General features: G+C 67.2%; 18 protein-coding genes, 1 tRNA gene and 1 other RNA gene. 15 read left to right on the top strand and 5 right to left on the bottom strand.

The genetic code is table 11. The features are described 5' to 3' along the window. Positions 1 to 75: 75 nt before the first annotated feature. The 7 genes from ftsE to E3O44_RS03705 all read left to right on the top strand — a co-directional run bounded on the left by ftsE (position 76) and on the right by E3O44_RS03705 (position 7004). Positions 76 to 1401, top strand: coding sequence for a cell division ATP-binding protein FtsE (gene ftsE / locus E3O44_RS03735; RefSeq protein ID WP_134532590.1), 1326 nt, complete (start codon positions 76 to 78; stop codon positions 1399 to 1401). Beyond that, entirely contained in the window at positions 1398 to 2312 is a 915-nt protein-coding gene (gene ftsX / locus E3O44_RS03730) for a permease-like cell division protein FtsX (protein WP_134532587.1), read from the top strand. Before ftsE ends, ftsX begins: the two co-directional genes overlap by 4 nt. A 74-nt stretch (positions 2313 to 2386) precedes the next feature. After that, on the top strand, positions 2387 to 2863 hold the full coding sequence (gene smpB, locus E3O44_RS03725; RefSeq protein WP_134532585.1) for an SsrA-binding protein SmpB: 477 nt from the start codon (positions 2387 to 2389) through the stop codon (positions 2861 to 2863). A gap of 99 nt (positions 2864 to 2962) precedes the next feature. Continuing rightward, positions 2963 to 3937 (top strand): hypothetical protein, encoded by a 975-nt coding sequence (locus E3O44_RS03720; RefSeq protein ID WP_134532583.1) that lies wholly within the window; start codon positions 2963 to 2965, stop codon positions 3935 to 3937. A 118-nt stretch (positions 3938 to 4055) separates the two neighbouring features. Then, positions 4056 to 4442: a transfer-messenger RNA gene (ssrA, locus tag E3O44_RS03715) on the top strand. A gap of 131 nt (positions 4443 to 4573) precedes the next feature. Continuing rightward, the gene (locus E3O44_RS03710; RefSeq protein WP_134532580.1) at positions 4574 to 5233 is read left to right on the top strand and encodes a dihydrofolate reductase family protein; all 660 of its coding nucleotides are present in this window, start codon (positions 4574 to 4576) and stop codon (positions 5231 to 5233) included. Between the two features lie 46 nt (positions 5234 to 5279). Further along, positions 5280 to 7004, top strand: a complete 1725-nt coding sequence (locus E3O44_RS03705; protein ID WP_134532578.1) for a SulP family inorganic anion transporter — start codon at positions 5280 to 5282, stop codon at positions 7002 to 7004. A gap of 29 nt (positions 7005 to 7033) precedes the next feature. Here E3O44_RS03705 and E3O44_RS03700 read toward each other — a convergent pair whose 3' ends face one another. Beyond that, entirely contained in the window at positions 7034 to 7627 is a 594-nt protein-coding gene (locus E3O44_RS03700) for a septum formation family protein (RefSeq protein ID WP_134532575.1), read from the bottom strand. Then, positions 7627 to 8502, bottom strand: coding sequence for an inositol monophosphatase family protein (locus E3O44_RS03695; RefSeq protein ID WP_134533020.1), 876 nt, complete (start codon positions 8500 to 8502; stop codon positions 7627 to 7629). Before E3O44_RS03695 ends, E3O44_RS03700 begins: the two co-directional genes overlap by 1 nt. A 132-nt stretch (positions 8503 to 8634) precedes the next feature. Here E3O44_RS03695 and E3O44_RS03690 point away from each other — a divergent pair. The 3 genes from E3O44_RS03690 (at position 8635) to E3O44_RS03680 (ending at position 10808) form a co-directional block, all read left to right on the top strand. Then, positions 8635 to 8710: transfer RNA gene (locus E3O44_RS03690), tRNA-Lys, on the top strand. A 316-nt stretch (positions 8711 to 9026) separates the two neighbouring features. Then, on the top strand, positions 9027 to 9680 hold the full coding sequence (locus E3O44_RS03685; RefSeq protein WP_134532574.1) for a hypothetical protein: 654 nt from the start codon (positions 9027 to 9029) through the stop codon (positions 9678 to 9680). A gap of 117 nt (positions 9681 to 9797) precedes the next feature. Further along, a complete protein-coding gene (locus E3O44_RS03680; protein WP_134532571.1) occupies positions 9798 to 10808 on the top strand; it encodes a hypothetical protein in 1011 nt (336 codons plus the stop codon). A 165-nt stretch (positions 10809 to 10973) separates the two neighbouring features. On the opposite strand, the gene E3O44_RS03675 is transcribed toward E3O44_RS03680, so the two are convergent. Next, positions 10974 to 12470, bottom strand: a complete 1497-nt coding sequence (locus tag E3O44_RS03675; RefSeq protein ID WP_134532569.1) for an HNH endonuclease signature motif containing protein — start codon at positions 12468 to 12470, stop codon at positions 10974 to 10976. 260 nt (positions 12471 to 12730) lie between these two features. Here E3O44_RS03675 and E3O44_RS03670 point away from each other — a divergent pair, with 260 nt between their 5' ends. The 3 genes from E3O44_RS03670 (at position 12731) to E3O44_RS03660 (ending at position 14667) form a co-directional block, all read left to right on the top strand. After that, positions 12731 to 13084: a hypothetical protein gene (locus E3O44_RS03670; protein ID WP_166792522.1), complete on the top strand. Its 354-nt coding sequence runs from the start codon at positions 12731 to 12733 to the stop codon at positions 13082 to 13084. 476 nt (positions 13085 to 13560) lie between these two features. Then, positions 13561 to 14202, top strand: coding sequence for a ScbR family autoregulator-binding transcription factor (locus E3O44_RS03665; RefSeq protein WP_241975996.1), 642 nt, complete (start codon positions 13561 to 13563; stop codon positions 14200 to 14202). 78 nt (positions 14203 to 14280) lie between these two features. Then, positions 14281 to 14667, top strand: a complete 387-nt coding sequence (locus E3O44_RS03660; protein ID WP_134532563.1) for a DUF1622 domain-containing protein — start codon at positions 14281 to 14283, stop codon at positions 14665 to 14667. A gap of 74 nt (positions 14668 to 14741) precedes the next feature. Here the strand turns inward: E3O44_RS03660 and E3O44_RS03655 are convergent, their stop codons facing one another. Together E3O44_RS03655 and E3O44_RS03650 are read right to left on the bottom strand one after the other, a co-directional pair. Further along, positions 14742 to 15404: a GAP family protein gene (locus tag E3O44_RS03655; protein WP_134532560.1), complete on the bottom strand. Its 663-nt coding sequence runs from the start codon at positions 15402 to 15404 to the stop codon at positions 14742 to 14744. Positions 15405 to 15413: 9 nt separating this feature from the next. Then, entirely contained in the window at positions 15414 to 16586 is a 1173-nt protein-coding gene (locus E3O44_RS03650) for an AI-2E family transporter (RefSeq protein ID WP_134532558.1), read from the bottom strand. Positions 16587 to 16749: 163 nt separating this feature from the next. On the opposite strand from E3O44_RS03650, the gene E3O44_RS03645 reads away from it, so the two are divergent. Together E3O44_RS03645 and E3O44_RS03640 are read left to right on the top strand one after the other, a co-directional pair. Then, the gene (locus E3O44_RS03645; protein ID WP_134532555.1) at positions 16750 to 17262 is read left to right on the top strand and encodes a mycothiol transferase; all 513 of its coding nucleotides are present in this window, start codon (positions 16750 to 16752) and stop codon (positions 17260 to 17262) included. Continuing rightward, positions 17234 to 18328, top strand: a complete 1095-nt coding sequence (locus tag E3O44_RS03640; protein WP_134532552.1) for a lysylphosphatidylglycerol synthase transmembrane domain-containing protein — start codon at positions 17234 to 17236, stop codon at positions 18326 to 18328. Before E3O44_RS03645 ends, E3O44_RS03640 begins: the two co-directional genes overlap by 29 nt. The last annotated feature ends 3 nt before the right edge of the window (positions 18329 to 18331 follow it).

The following is an 18331-nucleotide window of genomic DNA, read 5'->3' as shown; positions in this document are numbered from 1 at the left end:
TTCCTGCCTGGGAAGCTGGCCCGCCGGTATGTCGCAGTGGCAAAATACAGGATGCCTGCCTAGGCTCAAGGGGCCATGATCCGTTTTGACAGCATCACTAAGAAATATCCGGGAACGACCCGACCGGCCCTCGACGACATCAACGTCGAGGTTCTGCGCGGCGAGTTCGTCTTCCTCGTCGGTGCATCCGGTTCGGGTAAATCAACCTGCCTGCGGCTGATCCTCAAGGAGGACAAGCCGACGAGCGGACGCATCCACGTGCTCGGCCAGGACTTGCGGTCGATCTCGAACCGCAAGGTTCCCTACTTCCGGCGCAACCTCGGGGTCGTCTTCCAAGACTTCCGGCTGCTGCCGAACAAGAGCGTCTTCGAGAACGTCGCCTTCAGCCTCCAGGTGATCGGAAAGTCGCGCGGCTTCATCCAGGAGGCCGTTCCCGACACGCTCAAGATGGTCGGACTCGCCGAGAAGGCGCTCCGGCTGCCCCACGAACTCTCCGGCGGCGAGCAGCAGCGGGTCGCGATCGCACGCGCCATCGTCAACAAGCCCCAGGTCCTCCTCGCCGACGAGCCGACCGGAAACCTCGACCCCACCACGAGCGCGGGCATCATGGCCCTCCTCGAGCGCATCAACGCGGGTGGCACGACGGTCGTCATGGCCACGCACGAGGCCGGCATCGTCGACAAGATGCAGCGCCGCGTCATCGAGCTTTCCGGCGGCAAGATCGTGCGCGACGAACGCCAGGGCGGTTACGCGACTGCGGGCATCCCGATCATTCCGCTCGGGGCCGGCCTGCACCGGAAGCCGGCCGTCGATCCGCAGCGCACCGTGTCCGCGCTCGCTCCGAGCGTCCTGCCCTCGGTCTTCGCCCCGGCGAACCCCGCAAACCAGGCGAACCCGATGGCCCCGGCGACTCCCGCCCTCACCCACCCGTCCGCACCCGTGCCCGCACCGCTTGCGCCCGCCGCCGTTGTCGTTCCTGCGGCACCCATCACGCCCGTCGTCATCGTCCCCGACGCCCCGGCGCGTGCCGTCTCCCTCGCCGAGACGGGAGCAGTCGCTGCGGCCCCGGTCACGCCGCCCGCTTCCGTTCCGCAACCGTTCGGTGAGCAGGCCATGGCGATCGCCGCGGATTCCGGCATGCCCCTCCCGCTGACCTCGGCGGTCTTCGTTCCCGGCCGCGAGCCGCAGGCGGATGCCCACGAGACGACCCCGGGGACGGGTGCCGACGATTCCCCGACCGCGGCCGGTGCGGCCGAGCAGCCGACGTACATGACGCGACCGATGGCGCCCACCCAGGACGACGTTCTCGACCAGCTCACCCTGGCCGAGAGACTGGGGCTGCGTGCTCCCGGCGAGAAACCAGACCAGACCGGCGAACAGAATGTGGGACCCACCCGATGAGACTCGGACTGGTGCTCTCCGAAGCCGCCAACGGCCTGCGTCGCAATGCCTCGATGGTTGTCTCCGTCGTGCTCGTGACCTTCATCTCGCTGACCTTCGTCGGCGCCGCGATCCTGATGCAGATGCAGATAGGCCAGATGAAGAACTTCTGGTACGACCGTGCGCAGGTCGGAATCTACATGTGTACCGCCATCTCGCCGGGGGAGACCTGCACCGGCGGAGAGGCCAGCCAGGACCAGATCGACTCTGTCAAGGCGCAGCTCGAGTCTGCGACGCTGTCCCCGTTCGTGGACAAGTACTATTTCGAGACGCACGAGCAGGCCTTCGAGAACTTCAAGAAGCAGTTCGCCGGCAACCCCGTCGCCGACTACGTGACGCCCGACCAGCTGAACCAGACCTTCTGGGTGAACCTCAAGGACCCGTCCCAATCGGACGTGCTCGTCGAGAGCCTGTCCGGCGTCGCCGGGGTCGAGAACGTCGCGGACCAGCGCAAATACCTCGACCAGATCTTCTCCGTGCTCAACGCGGCGAGTTACACGGCGATCGGTATCGCCGCGCTCATGCTCGTGGCGGCGGCGCTGCTGATCGCCACCACCATCCGGCTGTCGGCGTTCTCGAGGCGGCGAGAACTCGGCATCATGAGACTCGTCGGCGCGTCGAACCGGTTCATCCAGACACCGTTCATCCTCGAGGGCGTCTTTGCCGCGCTCCTCGGATCGCTCCTGGCGGGTGGTGCGATCCTTGCCCTGGTGCAATGGTTCGTGCAGGGCTTCCTCGGTTCCCGACTCACGGGCTTCTCGCTCGTGGGGATGCAGGATGCGCTCCTTGTCGTGCCGATTCTGCTGGTGGTCGGCGCGGTACTCGCGGCGTTCTCCGCCAACTTCGCCATCACCCGCTATCTGAAGGTCTAGCCTCCCGCCGAGCGCTAGACTGGTGGGCTGGCCGGTCCTCGGCCTGCCCACCCAACGACGTTGAGGAGTAACCCGTGCCCAGGGAAATCGGCGAAAAGGTCGTCTCGACCAATCGCAAGGCACGCCACGACTACCTCATCGAGGAGACGTACGAGGCCGGAATGGTCTTGACCGGAACCGAGGTGAAGTCGCTTCGCGCGGGACGCGCCTCGCTCGTCGACGGCTATGCCTTCATCGAGGGCGGCGAAGCCTGGCTCGACGCCGTGCACATCCAGGAATACATGGCCGGCACCTGGACGAACCACCCGCCGCGGCGCAAGCGCAAACTGCTGCTGCACAAGCAGGAGATCGTCAAGATCAGCCACAAGACCAAAGAGGGCGGCTACACGCTCGTCCCGCTGCGGATCTATTTCAGCAACGGCAAGGCCAAGGTCGAGATCGCCGTCGCAAAGGGCAAGAAGGAATACGACAAGCGCCAGACCCTGCGCGAACGTCAGGACAAGCGCGAGTCCGACCGCGCGATGTCCGCGCGCAAGCACCTCGGCGACTGACCGCCCGAAGCAGCGGATGACCCGGCGGCCCGCTCGGGGGGTGGCCGGGCGCGCCCAAGTGCATCAATACGACAAATGCCGGGCGTTACGATAAAGACAATGAGTACAGCCGACGCGGAATACAACGCCTTCGGCCCCTGGGTGGACGCGGTGCGGACGCTTGATGAGGTCCCGCGGCTCTTTCGTGACTTCGGCTGCGATCCCACGTCGGAACGGCTCGTGCTCAAGGTGCCGCGGAACATCCCCCGCAGGGACGCTGACCCCACCATGGATCTCTACGACCACCTGATCATCGCGGGGGACGTGGACCTCACCGTGTTGAGCAGGACCGGCTCCGAATACGCCGGCTCGACCCTGCCCTACGACGCCGTCGTCGCCATCGAGGACAGCGTCGACCTGACCGACGGTCGCCTGCGGGTGCACTCCCGGGACGGCAGCGTGCTCCAGATCGGCTACAACGGCTCCTCGCGCGAGGTCGTCAGCGGATTCGTCGACCTCCTCCGCGACATGTCGCTCGGTTCGGCCGTGACAGTCGGCTCACCCGAAGCCGCAACGCTCGCAGCGTCGATGCTCACTTTCCCGGTCGGCCCCGCCGTCGACCGCCGGCCCAATGCCGTCCTCAACTCCGCCGCATTCCGGGCGACCGACGCGGACCTGATGGCGGACTGGACCAATCTTCGGGATCGCGAGCCCGAACTCCACCTCTACGCCGCGCATCCGCGGCAGCGGGTCCGGGTGGACGGCGGCTTCCTGGCCGGCGTGCTGAACCTGTTGCGTCCGACCGTGCTGCACGGCGCCATCGTCTGCGGGACCGACGCGGAGGTGCAGATCCTGTCCCGCCGTGACTGGTTCGGACTCGCCGACCGATCCGAATTGTCGAGCTCCCGCCTGATCGTGTTCCTGGCGCGGCTGGACTTTGTCACTGTGCACCGGCATCCGCGTTACGCGGAGGCGAGTGTCGTCACGGTCCGGTCGGGTGCCGCATCCCTAGACGTGATCGTTCCCAGTGACTCAGAAGCTGAGCGCGTCCTCCTGGCCGTCGCCCCACATCCCGGCACAAGTGTTGTAGACTGAAGGGCTGCACGAGCAGTTCGAAAGAACGTGTGCAGTCTTGACAACTCAACAGCGTGTGACAGGACCCACTCATTCCACCGCAAGCCGGTGGCGCCGAACCAGGGCGACGAGTGCGCATGGGGATGATCGGTTTCGACATTGCCTGCGCAATTGTGAGAAGCGGGTCGAGGATGCAGGGTTAACTCGTTAACGCTCCCTGCAAAACAATAAGTGCCAAAACAAACCGCACTGACTCTGCTTCTGCTTACGCCCTCGCGGCCTAAGTAAAGCAACTAGAGAGTCCGTCAGGCCGGGAATGCTCTCTACCCGGACCCTGACGTCATTTAGAGAGATTGCTCCTACTCTGAGCCGCGGGGTGTAGGGGGACTTAAACGAGGGCTGGGCTCGTCGGATTAGCTGACAGTGGCAAATTCCGGAGCCGAGTAGAACGACTTCACTGGATACACCCGTAGAAGGCATATGACCACAGCAGTGGACGGGGGTTCAATTCCCCCCATCTCCACCATCGGTTCCTGTCACACGTTGTTGAGTCGTTGGATCTCCGTCCGACCGGCGGTCGTGAGTCGTTGCGTCCTTGAATACGCGGGCCGAATCGCCATAGTGTGATTCCCACAGGCCACGACTCCAGGAGATGACATGTCCCTCGTCCGCGTGCACAACTTCTCGGTCTCCCTCGACGGCTTCGGCGCCGGTGAGGGCCAGCAGCTCGACACTCCCTTCGGCCACGCCGGCTCCCGGCTCATGGAGTGGGCGATCGCGACGCGCACGTTCCGTGCGATGGGCCTCCACGGGGAGTCGTCGGCATCCTTCGGCGTCGACGATGCGTTCGCGAGCGCCTGGGGTCCCGGGATCGGCGTCGAGATCATGGGGCGCAACAAGTTCGGCCCGGCGCGCGGTCCCTGGGAAGACGACGAGTGGAAGGGATGGTGGGGCGACAACCCGGTGTTCCACACCCCCGTCGTCGTCCTGACCCACCATCCTCGGCCGGTACTCGCGATGGACGGCGGAACGACCTTCCATTTCGTCGACGCCGACCCCGCCTCGGCCCTCGAGCAGGCTCGCGCCCTGGCCGGGGACCTCGACGTGCGGATTGGCGGCGGCGTCAGCACGGTCCGACAGTTCCTCGAGGCCGATCTGATCGACCACATGCACATCGTCCTCGCACCGATCGTCGTGGGCCGGGGCGAACGGCTCTGGGACGGGCTCGAAGGACTCGAACAGCGCTTCGACATCGAGGCCACCCCGTCTCCGTCCGGAGTCGTGCATCTGGTCTTCACCCGTCGCACGGCCCGGTAGTCCGCCCGGCGCTTTCGCGGCATGATGACTTCGGACGAGGAGCCGGATGGCCGTCAACGGACTGCGCAGATGGGTGCCGGGTGTCGCCACGGCGCTGAGCTACCGGCGCTCGTGGCTGCTGAAGGATCTGCGCGCGGGGGCGATCCTGACCGCCCTGCTCATCCCGATCGGCATCGGTTATGCCGAGGTCGCTGGCCTTCCGCCCGAGACCGGCCTCTTCGCCACGATCGTCCCCCTCATCGCCTACGCCATCTTCGGGCCCTCCCGGATCCTGGTGCTCGCCCCGGACTCGGCGCTGGCGCCGATCATCGCCGCGGCCATCCTGCCGCTCGCCGCGGGGGACAGCGGCCGGGCCGTTGCCCTCGCCGGACTCCTGGGCGTCATGGTCGGTGCAGTACTCATCCTGGGCGGACTACTGCGCCTGGGGTTCGTGACCGACCTGCTCTCCAAGCCGATCCGGGTCGGCTACCTCAATGCGCTCGCGGTGATCGTCATCCTGTCGCAGATCCCACCGATCCTCGGCTTCTCCATCTCCTCGGAGTCACCCCTGGGAGATGCGATCGCCATCGTCACCGGCATCGCGCGCGGCCGGGTGAACCCGACCGCGATGCTGTTCGGAATCGGTTCACTCGCCGTCATTCTGGTCCTGGTCTGGACGAAGAGCCGCATCCCCGGGATCCTCGTCGCGGTCGTGACCTCGATGGTGCTGACGGGAGTCCTCAGGCTCCACGGCGACATCCCCGTCGTCGGCGCTCTTCCCGCCGGGCTCCCGGCACCCGCCCTCGCCGGCCTGCAGGGGGCGGATGTCGTCGGCCTGGCCCTTCCCGCGCTCGGGATGGCGCTCATCGCCTTCGCTGACACCGCGGTGCTCTCCCGCACCTTCGCCGCCCGCCGCGGGGACAACGTCGACGGCAGCCAGGAGATGGTGGCGGTCGGCGCCTCGAACCTGTTCGCCGGCCTGCTGGGCGGGTTCCCCATCTCGGCGTCGTCGTCGCGTACGGCCGCCGCTGAGAATGCCGGGGCGCGCTCGCAACTTGCGGGAGTGGCCGGGGCGGTGCTTCTCGTCCTGTTCATGCTGCTCGCACCCGGGGTCACGGACTATCTGCCCTCCGCCACGATCGCGGCCGTCGTCATGGTCGCGGCGGCGGGGCTCGTCGACATCACGGGATTCGTCGCCCTCGTGCGGATGAGCAGGACCGATGCCTTCCTGTCCGTCGCCGCCTTCCTCGGCGTGCTCGTCGTCGGAGTGATCGAGGGGATCATCGTCGCGGTCGTCCTGTCGCTCGGCGAGTTCGTCGGTCACGCCTGGCGGCCGTATCGGGCGGAGTTAGGCCGTATCCGCGGTCTCCGGGGCTACCACGACCTGTCGCGGCATCCGGACGGCGAGCGCCTGCCCGGCATCGTCATCGTGCGTTTCGACGCGCCGCTCTTCTTCGCCAATGGCGGGATCTTCGACGACTATGTCCGGGCGACGGTCAGCGCGGCCGGTCCCGACGTTCGCACCGTCATCCTGGCCGCGGAGCCCATCACCGATATCGACACCACGGCCGTCGACGAGCTGCTCGAGCTCGACGAATTCCTGACATCGCGCGGGGCCACCCTCATCTTCGCGGAGATGAAAGGGCCGGTGAAAGACGTGCTGCGTCGCTATGGGCTGGGCACACGGTTCCCTCCGGAGCGCTTCGCCGACACCGTCGGCGCCGCCGTCGACAGGGCGACGGGCACGCTGCGTGGGGACCTCGACGGCACCCAGTGGGACAGCGAAGCCTGACCCGTCGAACCGGAGGGGCAGCCCTCGCGTCAGCGGCGGGCCTGGGCGAGGGTTCCGGTCACGGGCCCCGCAGGGTCGTCGATGAGGCACGAGACCAGATGGCTGCCGGAGATCGTCCAGTCGTCCTCCGGCGGAATGAAGTAGTTGTAGTCGAGCTGGGAACCGTCGTATGCGCTTCCGGTGAAGGCTTCGAACCGGGTGCCGCAGCCGTCTTCGGCCGCGGCGACGACCGCGTCCTCGCCGGGATACGTCCCGATCGGCAGGTCGAAGCCGGCGTAGACCTCGAAGGCATGCGGCTCGGTGCACGGCACCAGGGTGACGGTCGAAGTGGATGCGAGGTCGGCGTCCCCGAGGCCGTCCAAGCAGTCCCCGACGAGGACGTCCGCCACCTCGATCGGCGCCGCCGTTGCTGACGCGGCAACCGAGCCGTTCCCGGCACCCGCCGAGGGAGAGAGACTGGCGACCGCAGCGCATCCGCTCGCTGCGAGCGACAGGCCGAGGGCGAGCGCTGCGGCGGCGACGGAGCGCGTCACGACGGAGCGCGTGACGACGGAGCGCGTGACGAGTGCGCGCCGGGCAGAGAGCTTGGCGCTCCGCCCCGCCCCGGGGAGCGAGGGCGGCATCAGCCGTGACGGGCCGTGCGGGCGGCGCCGCCCGCCGCCGTGCGGAGGACCTCGAGGGTTGCGGCGTGCAGGGGCCCGTTGGTGGCGAGCGAGCTGCCGTGCCAGGGGCCCTCGAGCCCGTCGGCCGAGGTGAACGTGCCGCCGGCCTCCTGAACGATCGGGATGAGTGCAGCCAGGTCGTACGGCTTGAGGTCGAATTCGGCCACGATATCGAGCACGCCCTCGGCGAGGAGCATGTACGACCACATGTCGCCATATGCCCGGGTGCGCCAGACCGATCGCGACAGGGCGACAAGTTCGTCGAGATGGCCGGTCTGATCCCACTGCTGAATGCTGTTGTAGCTGAGAGAGGCGTCGGGGAGGGTCGCGACGCCGGAGACCTGGAGTTGGCGCGGCGCGGCGCCGGGGGTGCGCTCGTCGCTCGACCAGGCTCCGGTGCCCGTGCGTGCCCACCAGCGCTTGCCGAGGGCGGGGGAGCTCACCACGCCGACGACGGGCACTCCGTCGACCGCGAGCGAGATCAGGGTGCCCCAGATCTGAACGCCGCGGAGGAAACCTGCTGTGCCGTCGATCGGGTCGATGATCCACTGTCGCACGGTCGAGCCGGCGGTTCCGTATTCCTCGCCGAGAATGCCGTCGTTCGGACGACGTTCGGACAGGAGGGTCCGGATGGCCCGTTCGACGGCCTGGTCGGCGTCGGTCACCGGGGTGCGGTCCGGCTTGGTCGTGACGACGAGGTCCATCGCGGTGAAGCGGTCGCGTGAGATGGCGTCCGCGGCATCGGCGAGCTCGATGGCGAGGGCCAGATCCTCGTCGAGGCTGTAGACGGTGTCAGAGGTCGAGGGCTCGTCTGAGGCGTTGTTTCGGGCAGGAATTGTCGCGTCGGTCACACTCCCAAGGATAGTAATTTCCGCGCGACTCACCGGTGCGCGGCCTCGATTGGCGCCGGAGACGTTTCCGGTGTTATTCTCTAGAGTCGCTTCGGGTCGTCCCGGAGTAACAAATACGCACCTCTAGCTCAATTGGCAGAGCAACTGACTCTTAATCAGTGGGTTCCGGGTTCAAGTCCCGGGGGGTGCACCACAAAGCAAGATCAGCAAAGGGTTCCGTTCACATGAACGGGGCCCTTTTTTGTTGTAGTCATGATTTAGCCATGACTGCGACATGTGAGACGAAGACCGACGAGATTCAGGTCCGCGAGATGGCGTCCGCAGACACGGCTGGCAACCAATGAGCGTCCTCGAAGCTGCAAGAGGCGGCGCCACGCTCGGGACCCGCTTGCGAATTGAGATGCCGGCGAGAGGCGTGGAGAGCGCGAGCGAGTTCATCCCATCCGGGGTGGGCAGGCCCCCTTTGGGGGTGGGTCACTCTCTGCTGATGACGAGTACAGTGCGGCAACATGGCTACTTCTCAGAATCCTGCTCCTGTGGCACCCGGCCGGGCCTGGACCGTCGGGGGTGTCCTGCTGCTGGTCAGCGTGGTCTTCGGAGTGGCCGCGCAGGCCGTGACCACACTGATCGGCGCGGGTGGCGTCATCCGTGTGGCGGTGTATGCGGCGGCCCTGCTCGTGTTCGCCTTCGGACTGCGGGGATCGGGGAGTGTCACGGCACGGCGGCCACTGGGTACTGCCGCGTTGACCGTGCTGGCTGTCTGGCTGGTCCTGGGACAAGTCTTCTCGTCCGTTCTGATCGCGGCCTTCCCGCACGATTCGCCGCCGGGGTCGTTGCTTCAGTTCGGGTATATCGATCCCTTCGTCCAGTTCGCGGCCGCTCTCGTTGCCGTCATTCAGATCGCTCGGGCCGGTGTCGTTCCGGCGCCGTGGAATTGGGCGCCCGCCTGGGCTCTGGTTGCAGTGTCCGTGCCGTGGCTGTTGACGCAGGTCATCGCAGCCGGGGACACTCAACAATCTGCGCTGACGCCGATCATCCTGATCGGTGCCCTCGATGGACTGATCCGAGTCGGCAGCGCTATGTTCCTCGGCGTGCTGGCCATCGTCTGCGGCGATCGATTGAGTCGGTCACGGAGCCGCTCGACGCCGTCGATGGCGGACTAACGAATCACAGCGACCCAGGCCATGGATCTGACTCCCGCTGAATTGCTCGCCGGCCCCCGCGGAAGGCGCCTGTGCCTGGACGCGGCGCTACGAGGGGGGAACCACGAGAGCGCTGCAGTGGATGCGCTCACAGCGGCCGTGACCCAGGCGGCTTACGATCTGGATCCTGGGCGCGGAACATCGCGGGTCCTCGCCGGGGCGGGCGGCGGCGAGTATTCACATCTGCACACCTCGCCTGAAGACGTCGCGCGTCTCCTGAACAGCCTGCCCCTCGCCGAACCTCACGACGGCGCAGTGCTGTCGTCGCTGCGCTCTGCCGTCGACAACGCGCGGTATTGGCAGGAGCCCGACGGCGAGGACGTCCTCGTCAGCGTGCCGGAGGTTCGAGAGGCGCTCGGCCGCATGGCGACTGCGCTGATTGCCTCGGCCTGCGCCGTCGGCTGGAAGGACCCGGTAGACACGACCGGGCAGTGGGCCGTTTCGTTTCCCGGCACCACGGGCTCCGCGCGATCGACCCCGGTGAACGCCGGAGAGGTGCTCGAGCAGTGGCACGCGCACCAGCTCGACGAGGAGGCCGTCGCCGACCGCGAGCGGCCTCCCGATCCCGAAGCCAGGTTCAGCGGGACCTGGTGGTCGCGGCCACCGTACTTGTTGACGCGCACCACTCGATGGCTGGCAGGGAGGGGCCCCGTCGGTCTGTGGCTCGTGGAGGACGGGCTCGGCTGGGCTGCGGCCGCCGCCCGAAGAATCCGTGTTCCCGGAGACGTCCGGATCTACGAGATCGATGGCCCCGATGCGTGGGCGGAGCTGTGCCGGCGATACCCGCTCGACGTCACCGCATCCCGTCGGCAGGACTGGTACCGCACCACAGGCCGACGGGGGAGTTGGGTCATCCCGGACTGGCAGGACGTCCAGCGGGACGTCGACGCAGTTCACGTGTCGGTCGCCGGGTACCTGACCACCGCCGGGAGGGCGATCGTGGTCGATGATGATCGGGCGAGCGTCCTCGCGGGGTGGGACCCGGACCAGACCTACTGGTTCCGAGACGTCGCCACTGAGACGGCAACAGATCAGGAGTGGACGTATGACCGGGGACCTGATGTCTGGACCATGGCGTCAAGCCGGTAGTGGTCAGAGCCAGCATCCCGAACCGGGCTCCCTGATGACCAGATGGGGATCGCTTCGAGTCTGGCTGCGCAAGGATCTCGAGCCGGACCTGGCACGCACGGTTGATGCTCCGCCTCCCTCCACCGAAGGGGCTCACGCGGTCGAGGAGACGCCGCCGTACAGCGTCTAGAACGGGCTGGGGTCGTCGGGGTTGTCGGGGTCGTCGGGTTCGGGGTCGAGGTTCCAGACGTCGACGACCGGGGCCGGTGGTTTCGGTGCGGGTTTGCGTTGTTTGGGTGGTCGCATGTCGGCGGAGGGTTCGACGATGTAGCGGTACCCGGCCGGGGACGTCCACTCGATACGGCCGTCACCCAGGTGCCGCGGTGTCCACCGCGTGTAGCTCTTCACCGCGTGGTGATACGGACACAGGTGGGCGAGATTCATCGCGTCGGTTTCGCCGCCGTGTTGCCACTCGACGCTGTGGTCCACGTCGGAGCGTTTCGCGGAGCGGCGGCAGCCGGGGAAGGTGCAGGTTTCATCCCGCACCTCCAGCCACTTCTTGAGCGCGGCTGGGACCTTGTAGGTGTCGCGTCCCATGGAGAGCACGACCCCGGTCTCGGGGTGGGTGAGTAGCCGGGTGAAGCTCGGCGCCCCGGCCGCCAGGCGCCTCGCGGTGTCGGGGTCGATCGGCCCGTACCCGGCCAGATACCCGGGTTCCTCACTCTTCCCCAACAGGGTCAGCACGGGGACGGTGACGTTCACCTGCGCGGCCACCCCTGTGCCCACTCCGTCCGGGGTGACCCCGCCGATCAGGACGTCGGTGAGTACGTCCGCGGCGAGTTGGGTGAGCGTGCGTTCCTCGTCCGGGCCCTGCAGGGTCAGGGCGGTGTCGAGGGTGCGGTGGTAGGCGGCCTGGATCTTCTCGGCGTCGCCGGTCACGTAGAGGGACGCCATGCTGTCGTTGAGGGCCTGGAACACTACGTGTCGGTCCTCGACGCTTTTCTGGTGTCGGGCGGTGATGGTTTCCGGGTGGGTGCGTTCCCGGACCCTCCGGGCCCGGTCGGCGAGCTTCGCGACGGTCAGGAACTCCGCATCGGGCACGAGGACGTCTTCGAACACGGCCCGCGCCCGGGCGGCCGAAACCGGGTCATCCCCCATACGGATGCCCCACGCCTGATCCATGATCACCTGCGCGTGCCGGTAACTGATCGCCCCGGACGACAACGCTTCCCGGGTTGCGGGGAGTTCCTCGGCGAGGGTGCGGCTGGCTTCGATCAGGGTTTCCGTCGTGCGCCGCGGGAGCCGGAGCAGGGCGGCGACCTCGCAGGTGAACTCTTCCTTCGTGGCCTCCTCCGGCGACCACGGCGGGCGCCGCCCGCCGGCCTGCACGGCGGCCTCCGCTCGGGCCCGGCCGACGTCGGCCAGTACCCGCTGCGCGGTATAGATCGCATCAGCCCGGCGAGCAGCGGCCCGGTTCATTTCCCGGTCCGCCTCCATGATCGCGTCATACACCTCGGCGAGAGATGGCTCCACCAGGCCGAGGTGCTGGGCGTTGAGGTAAGTGTCGGGAGGGACGTCAGGAGGGACGTCGGGAGGGATGTTGGCAGGGGCCCTGGGAGGGGTCTCGGGCGGTGGTTCCGCCGTGCTGTCCAGGTGAGATTCTGAGGGTTCTTCAACTGTCATGGGGGCACTCTACGGACCACCACCGACATTCCACCGGCATCCGCACGCCCACAAATCACCTGTGGAAAAGCCGGTCAAACGTACTATGTTGAGGACGGGCGCTAAGTCGGACAGCGTTCCTGTGCCGGGTGCGATCATGGTTCCGCACGTCCCGGATGATGGTGCGCGCACGACACGGGTTCTAGGGGGAGTTCATGCCAATTCGAATCACAAGCACGTCAACGAAGATCGCGTACGTTGTGGCGAGCTGCGTAGTCTTCATGCTCGGCGCGGCATTGGCGATCGGCCTCCCGTCGTCGGCCATTCCCGTCGTTGCCGGGGTGTTGGCACTGATCGTGGTCGGATTTGCCGTGCGCACCTTTCGTGGCGAGGGCGAACCGGTCGAGCAGAGGCGGCCCTGGTGGAAGATGACGGCGCGTCCGACGTCGGGTTTCGTTTTCGCGCTGTTGTTCGGGTCGCAGGCGATTTACGTGCTGCTCACCTTCCGAGGCGGTTCGGACTCCGCCTCCTCGATAATTCCGATTGTCGTTGATGGCTTGATCGCGACGATGTTCGCTCTCTCGTCGCTGCGGCTGGGGGCACTGGACCGCACGACGGCTTCGGAGAAGCAGTAAGACCTCGACGCGAGCGAGAAGTTCGACCAGGATTTTCTTGTGCTGAACCGACCTGTCGCAGCGCAGATGGCGTACACTCAGCGAGGGGAACCAAACAAACGGGGAAATCGGTTTTTTATTGGATTGACGGGGGCGTTCGCTGACTGGCGCAGTGCCGACGTCGACGATGCCGGGGGCGGTGAGCACGGTGCTGAACTCACGTTCGGCCGGTGCCGAGCTCTCCGAACAAACATCTGGGGGGAAGTTTGAAACAAACAACGCGAGCGCAGCTGGCAGACATTTCAACAGCACTCGTCATCGCCGGTCTCGTATTCATGCCGCTCTTTTGGCTCGGATACGCGGTGGGACCGGTCCTGGGCATCTCCGTGGTGATGGCAGCCGGAGTCCTGATGATTCGGGTGGCGCTGAGGCAGGCACCGAAGGTCGAGTCACTCCGTGAACCGGAGTGACGATGTGCGAACACCCGAAGGATCACGATGACCGTCATGCAGGAGCGAGCGATGCTGACTCGCGAGAAGGTCATCGCGGGGGCCGCTGACGTCTTCTATCGCCTGGGCTTCGGCGGCGCGACACTCGCGGACATCATCGCCGCCGCCGGCGTCACGAAAGGTGCCCTGTACTTTCACTTCCCGTCCAAGGACGACGTTGCCTTCGCGGTGATCGACGCGGAGCACGAGATCGCGACCGCTGCCGCGACACGGATACTCGAATCATCGAGCGGGCCACTCGAGTCAATGCTCCGGCTCTGTGCGGATCTCGCTGAACGCCTGACCACCGATCCCATCGTTCGTGCCGGCATCCGCCTCACGACGGAGACATCAACGTTCGATCGGTCGGTGACGCGTCCCTACGAAGACTGGCTCGCAACCTTCGAGACTCTGGCCCGGGCCGCCACTGTGGCGGGCGAGCTCCGCGCCGACACGGATGCCGAGAAGCTGGCGCACTTCATCATTCCCGCATTCACGGGGGTCCAGATGGTCTCCGACGTCTTCACTGAGCGCGCCGACCTGCGGCAGCGAGTCCGGGAAATGTGGGAGATCCTCCTGCCCGCCCTGGTGCCTCCCGGCAGCCACGGTTCCAGCGAGCGGATGCTGGCAGCGGCTTTCCCTGCTCGGTGATGCCGGCTGTAGAGGGGCATGCCTCGGCCGGGAGGTGAAGACGGGGTAGCGTCTGAGCACCCGAAGGGAAGGATGGCTATGGACTTCGAGCAGGTCATTTCGGCCGGCGTGCAGGTGGTCGAGGCCGCCGGCGCGATCATCATGGTGCTCGGCGGGGCCCTGGCCTTTGCTGTCGCCCTGCCGCGGGTGCTGCGAACCGCCACCCGCACCCAGGCGTACGTCGGCCTTCGTCGTGACCTGGGCCGGGCCATCCTGCTCGGTCTCGAGGTCCTGATCGTGGCGGATATCATCCGGACCATCCTCGTCGAACCGACCGTGGCGAGTGTCCTCGTCCTGGCCGTGATCGTTGTGATCCGGGTCGTGTTGAGCTTCTCGCTCGAGGTCGAAATGGACGGGGTCTGGCCGTGGTCACGCTGGCGCGTCGATCCTGTTGCCTCCGTGAGCGCGGATCCGCCCGCTCACTGATCGCGGGGCGAGAACCTCCGATTCGTGCAGGCACGGCCGGCGTTCTGGCCACATCAACCCCCGGGGTCGAGGGGTCAGATCCGGGTCATTCCGTCGCCGAGGATGAGGGCTCCGAGCATGAGGGCCACGACGACGGTGACGGTCTGGGACGGGTTGATGATGCGCTTCTTGAGCGCCTCGAGTGGCTTGACCATGGTCTGCGGTGACGCCAGGGTCATGATGACGGGAACCGCGACGCTCGAGACTCCGATGACGGTGTAGACGAGGATGCAGATCACCAACTCTGCCAGGGGGAGCGCGCGCGCACTCAGGGCGAGCCCGGCGGCCGTGCCGAGGACGAGCGCCTTGGGCCGGATGTTGAGCACGAGTCCGACCCCGGCGCAGGACACCGGGCCCAGCGTCGCGATGCGGTTGAGCCAGGCGGGTTCCGCCAACCGGGGCGGGGACGGATGCAGGAGCTTCCACACGCCGGATGCGAGGAGAGCGGCGCCGAGGGCGATCTCGACCCAGCCGAGGGCGGGTTGGACGACGGACATGTCGGCCGGGGGAAGCCAGGTCAACGTCGCCGTGAACAGGGCCGTGACGATGATCAGCCCGACGGTCCAGCCCACGAGGAAGGCCGGGGCCGACCAGCGCTGCTTCGGAGACAGCAACAGCAGTACCGTCACCAGGAGGGGCGTGGTGCTGAGCGCGACGGCGAGCGCCAGCGGGAGCAGTCGTCCGATTGTGGGCAGCATGGGAGCGCCTCACGCCGTGCGCCGGGGCTCCGGCGGGTTCGCGGGCGTCGGGTCTGGCGGCTTGGGAGCCTTCGATTTCCGCGCATTCTTGTCTGCGACATCCGCCGCCTTCAGGAGGCGACGCGTCTCGGTGGTCGGTCCGAATGCCGGTCTGACCCACGCGATGTCTGGATCGGAGTCGACGAGGAACGTTCGGGCCAGCAGCGTGAGGGGGATCGCGAGGATGGCGCCGATCGGTCCGATCACGACGGCCCAGAACAGCACAGAGAAGAAGGTGATGGTCTGGTTGAGGGAGACCGCGCTGCCGACGGCCTTGGGCTGGATGATCGACTGCACGCCGCCGTTGATCACACCGTAGACGATGATCACGGCGATCACGGTCGGCCAGCCGCCGACAAGATAGCCGAACACGATGGGCGGGGTGATGGCGAAGAAATAGCCGATGTTGGGGATGAAGCTGCAGAGGAAGGCCAGGAGTCCCCAGAGCAGCGCGGCGGGCACCTGGAGGATCCACAGCGCGATGGTGTTGAGAAGCCCCTGCGCCAATCCGAGCACGGTCGTCACGACCATGTAGCGGCGAACATTCGCGGCGAAGGTCTTGAGGGCATCGACGAGGCCGGGCCTGCGCTGACTCAACTGCCCGAGGATGGTGTGCGCATAGGACGCGTCCGAGGACATCAGGATCAGCATGGTCAGGACGATGACCAGGAAGCCGACGATGCCGAAGAAGCTGCCGAGGAAACCGGTGAGGTAGGGGACGAACCGGCTGGGCGTGAAACCCTCTGTCATCGCCTGGATCTGCGCGTCGCCAATGCCGATCGTGTTGAGGAACTCGCTCAGGGAGAGGCCGAGGTCGTGGATCTCCGCGGCATAGTTGGGCAGCATCGAGACGAACTGGGAGATGGCCACGATGACGACGTAGAAGAAGCCGGACAGCAGAGCAAAGACGACGAGGATCACCGATCCGGTCGCGAGGCCGTGCGGTACTCCACGCTTCTCCAGGCGCACCCGCACCGGATGCGCGCAGATGGAGAGCACGAGAGTGAGCAGGACCGGCGCCAGAATGCCGCGGATGCTGCTCATCCCGATCGCCGTGACCGTTGCGGCGGCGAGGCCGACGAGGAGCAGCGTCCCGCGCGGATACCGGGGCAGGGGAGTGGGATCGGGTCCGACGATGCTCATACTTGTCCCGCCATCCTCTTGATGGGTTGTCCATCGAGTGGCTCCGCCAACGATTCACTGGGAAACGTAGTCCCATTTTGTGCCCGCAGCGTCGTTTCGGCGTTACTCCGCACGGGCGCCTCGAAGCTAGTCTGAGAGAAACGAACCAGAGCGGGGGAGACGGATGCTGTCAGGCGAGCTGTTGAGTGAGGCCTACGGCCGGGTCGGCGGCGTGGTGCGTTCGGTGCTGCGGCAGGCCGGACCGGCCCTGCTCGAATACCGGGCGGACCCGGAGGCGAATTCGATCGCGTGGCTGGTCTGGCACCTGACCCGGGTGCAGGACGGGCACGTGTCCGAGCTTCTGGGCGAGGACGAGCTCTGGACCACGGACGGCTGGGCCGCGAAATTCGGCCTGCCCTTCCCCGACACGGAGACCGGATACGGCCAGACCACGGAGCAGGTCGGCGGCGTCCGGGCGAGTGCCGAACTGCTCGGCGGCTACTTCGACGCCGTACACGCCCGCACCCTGGCCTACCTGCCGACGCTGACCCCCGACGACCTCGACCGCATCGTCGACACCTCGTGGAACCCACCCGTGACCCTCGGCGCCCGGTTGGTGAGCGTGCTGGCCGACGACCTGCAGCACGCAGGCCAGGCCGCCTTCGTGCGTGGCCTGGCGGTCCGCTCCGGGGTCTGACCCCGCCGTGCGCCAGAGCGCCGTTCCGCCCGTTGCCGCCGCAACACCTGCCGGCACCCGGCCGCGCGTGCCGCTGTGGCTCAAAGTTCTACTGTCGACGGCCCTGCTCGCCATCATCGTCTGGTTCGTTGTTGTGCCGCAGTTCGCCGGCGTGGAGGCAGCCCTCGCGTCGCTCGAGAGCGTCTCGCTGCCCTTGGTGCTCCTGGCCGCGGCCCTCCAGCTGTCCTCCCTCCTCTCCTTCAGCGCGCTGACCGCCGCGGTGCTCGGACCCGTCCGACCGGGCTACTTCACCCTGCTCCGGATCGACCTCGCCGACCTCGGGGTCAACCACGTCGTGCCCGGCGGGGGTGCGACGGCGGCAGCCGTGCGCTTCCGGTTGCTCGTCCGGGCAGGAGTGCGCTCCGACGCCGCGATCACGGCCGCGACCATCGAGACCACCGGTTCGAACCTCGTGCTCGGGGTCGTGTTCGCCGGCGGGATCCTGCTGTCGCTGACGACACTCGTCGTCACAGGGACCTACATCGTGGCGGGGACGGTGGTGCTGATCCTGCTCGCGGGCTCCGGCGCCGGCGTCTGGCTCCTCACCCGCCGGACCGAGTTCGTCGTGCGGGGCGCGCGCCGGGTGGCGGCCCGCGTGCCGCTGATCTCCGAACAACGCGTTGAGGCCTTCGTTCGCTCTGTGGCGGCGCAGGTCATCGAACTGGTCACGGACCGGCGGCGGATGTCTGCGGCACTCGGCCTCGCCGGCGGGAACTGGCTGCTCGACGCGGCGTCGCTCGGGGTCCTGCTCGCCGCGTTCGGACATCCGCTCGCCGTCGGCCCTCTGCTGGCCGTCTACGGACTCGGTGGGCTCCTCGCGCTCCTGCCGCTGACCCCGGGGGGCCTCGGCATCGTCGAGGGTGTGCTCGTGCCTGCCCTGGTCGCGGTCGGCACTCCGCACGCGACGGCGCTGCTCGCCGTCGTGGGCTGGCGGGTGCTCGAGTTCTGGCTGCCGATCCCGCTCGGTCTCGCGGCGTACGTGTCGCTGCGTCTCGGCGTGCTGCGGCGGCGGCCGGACCTTCCCTGAGCG

It is taken from the genome of Cryobacterium algoricola, assembly GCF_004402485.1.
GTDB lineage: Bacteria > Actinomycetota > Actinomycetes > Actinomycetales > Microbacteriaceae > Cryobacterium > Cryobacterium algoricola.
The sequence above is the reverse complement of the archived record's forward strand: the minus strand, read 5'-3'. Positions and strand labels throughout refer to the sequence as shown.